Below are 2604 nucleotides of genomic sequence, written 5' to 3' on the forward strand. Positions count from 1 at the left end.
TATCTAATCTAACCCTATTCGTACCAATATTCTAATTAAATAGAGTATAAATTAATTAAGGAAATTACTGATAATACTTGATTTTAGGTAGAAAAAAGGTGTTCCAAAATGAACACCTTTTTTCTTTTTATTCAAATTGTTCAAGCCAAGCAGGTAATTCTTGTAATAATTTTTCTACTGCACGACCACGGTGAGAAATTTCATTCTTTTCATCAGTAGTCATTTGTGCAAAAGTTTTACCCTTTTCTGGTACATAAAACAATGGATCATAACCAAAGCCATCTTCACCTTGTGGCAATGGTAAAATGCGACCTGCGCATGTACCCGAAACGACTAAATCTTTATCAAATTCACCTGGCATCGAAACCACGATTGTGGTCCAGAACTTAGCCATTCTCTTTTCCTTGGGTACACCGCCAAGCTCAGCTAATAATTTAGCATTGTTTTTGGCATCATTATGAGCTTCACCAGCATAGCGAGCACTTCTTACGCCCGGTTCACCATTTAATGCATCAACCATCAAACCAGAGTCGTCCGCAATTGTTGGCATTTTACTAAAATCAGCCAATTCATGTGCCTTAATTTTAGCGTTGGCTTCAAAAGTATGACCACTTTCAATTGGATGTGGTGGATTTTCCAAATCCGCATTTGTTTTAATGATTACATCAACATCAGCTTGTTTGAAAGCTTCTTTTAATTCACGTGCCTTACCTTGATTGCTAGTCGCAAACAAAATTTCTTTAACCATTATTCGTTCTCCGTATCTACGTGTTTGGAAGTTAAAGTGTCATCATCCATAAACGTACGCGCTAATTTATCAAAGCTTGTTGAATTACCAGTAGTGTAGTATTCATGAACTGGCTTATGGCCTTCTTCACTAAACAAACCATCACGGCGCATTACGTTGAATGTATATTGTGCTACTTGATCAGCAGGATCTAAAATAGTTACATTTTCATCGTCAATTGCTTCTTTGAATTCTTGTTCAATTAATGGATAGTGGGTGCAGCCCAAAACCAAGGTATCAAAATCCTTACCCTTTAAAGGAGCTAAACTTTCTTTAACCACCTTTAAATTAGTCGCATGCTCTTCTTGTGCTTCAACTAATGGAGCAAGTTTTGGCGTAGCTAATTCTGTTACTTCAATTTCTGGATCACGGAAATGAATTTCTTTTTCATAAGCATGTGAACCTACGGTTACACTAGTTGCTACAACCGCTACCTTTTTATTCTTAGTAGTTCTAGAAGCTGCTAGTGCACCTGATTGAATAACCCCGATAATCTGCGGTTCAATTTCTTTTTCAATTGTCCCCATGGCCGCAGCGGTTGCCGTATTGCAGGCAAAAATTACCAGCTTCACATCATTATTAAGCAAGAACTTAACTGATCTGCGTGTTAAATTAATAATATCTTCTTTAGTTCGATTGCCATATGGCATATGTGCGTTATCACCAATAAAAACGGTGGATTCATTAGGCAGTTTTTCAATTACTTTTTTAGCGATAGACAGGCCGCCTAGACCTGAATCTAGTAGTCCAATTGGACGATTATCCATGATAAAAAACCTCTTATTAAGAAAAAAATTATTTTCTACTCCTACTAGTTTACGGTAAAATAAAAAAGAATAAAAGGGATGAACAAGTTTATGACAGAAAATACAGAACACTCTAACGAACACGTATATTTTATTAATCAGCTTTACCGCGACTTTCTTTTGCCAACCATTTTAGGCAACGATAATGCATCTATTCTTTACTGGGCCGGCAAACGAGTTGCTCGCAAATATGATCTAACCGATTTTGACGATTTAGCTGACTTCTTTGCCATGGCTGAATTCGGCAAACTCGAAAAGACCAAGGAAAGACGCTCTTCTACCACTTTTGAACTTAGTGGACAAACAGTAGAAGATCGTTTAGACAGCGACAGTAAAGAATTTTCACTTGAAAGTGGCATGATTGCTGAAGCAGTTCAAAAGGCTACTGGCAAGACTACCGAAAGTGAAATCAACATTTTGCCTAAAGAAAAGAAAGTGGAAATCACCGCTAGATTCTAAAATCTAGACTATAAATTAGGACTCCTATATACTTAATTTGTAACCGTGTTACAACTAGATCTAGATATAGGAGTAAATAAAATGCTTAAGGAATTTAAAAAATTTATTGCCCGCGGAAATGTAATTGATTTAGCAGTCGGTGTAATTATTGGTGCAGCTTTTACTGCCATTGTGCAATCACTTGTTACGAATCTAATCAATCCTTTAATCGGATTATTCGTAGGCAGAATCAATCTTTCCAACTTAGTTCTTCAAGTCGGGGATGCTAAATTTAAATACGGCAGCTTTTTAAATTCAGTAATTAACTTCCTGATTATTGCCTTTGTTGTATTTTTAATTGTTAAAGCTGTTAACAAATCTACCAAAAAAGAGGAAAAAGAAGCGCCTGCTACACCAACTGAGGCAGATTACTTAAAAGAAATCCGTGATTTGCTTAAAGAAAAAGAAGCATAGTAAACATTCTAAGCTAAATAGTGAATTAGTTATCCGACGGGATAATTGATTCACTATTTTTATTCTCTTGTAGAATTTAAGTAGTAGTAAAACTATATG

General features: G+C 35.9%; 4 protein-coding genes. 2 read left to right on the forward strand and 2 right to left on the reverse strand.

The annotated features are described in order from the left end of the window. Positions 1-127: 127 nt before the first annotated feature. Both WS44_RS08940 and murI read right to left on the reverse strand, forming a co-directional pair. Positions 128-748, reverse strand: coding sequence for an XTP/dITP diphosphatase (locus WS44_RS08940; protein WP_013641539.1), 621 nt, complete (start codon positions 746-748; stop codon positions 128-130). After that, positions 748-1554, reverse strand: coding sequence for a glutamate racemase (gene murI / locus WS44_RS08945; RefSeq protein ID WP_013641538.1), 807 nt, complete (start codon positions 1552-1554; stop codon positions 748-750). The genes WS44_RS08940 and murI overlap by 1 nt, the downstream gene beginning before the upstream one ends. A gap of 78 nt (positions 1555-1632) precedes the next feature. Between murI and WS44_RS08950 the strand changes: the two genes are divergently transcribed. Together WS44_RS08950 and mscL are read left to right on the forward strand one after the other, a co-directional pair. After that, on the forward strand, positions 1633-2052 hold the full coding sequence (locus WS44_RS08950) for a YslB family protein (RefSeq protein ID WP_013437247.1): 420 nt from the start codon (positions 1633-1635) through the stop codon (positions 2050-2052). An 81-nt stretch (positions 2053-2133) separates the two neighbouring features. Beyond that, positions 2134-2505: a large-conductance mechanosensitive channel protein MscL gene (mscL, locus tag WS44_RS08955; RefSeq protein WP_013641536.1), complete on the forward strand. Its 372-nt coding sequence runs from the start codon at positions 2134-2136 to the stop codon at positions 2503-2505. Positions 2506-2604 lie beyond the last annotated feature (99 nt).

Source organism: Lactobacillus sp. N54.MGS-719 (assembly GCF_000980505.1).
In the GTDB taxonomy this organism is placed as follows: Bacteria; Bacillota; Bacilli; order Lactobacillales; family Lactobacillaceae; genus Lactobacillus; species Lactobacillus amylovorus.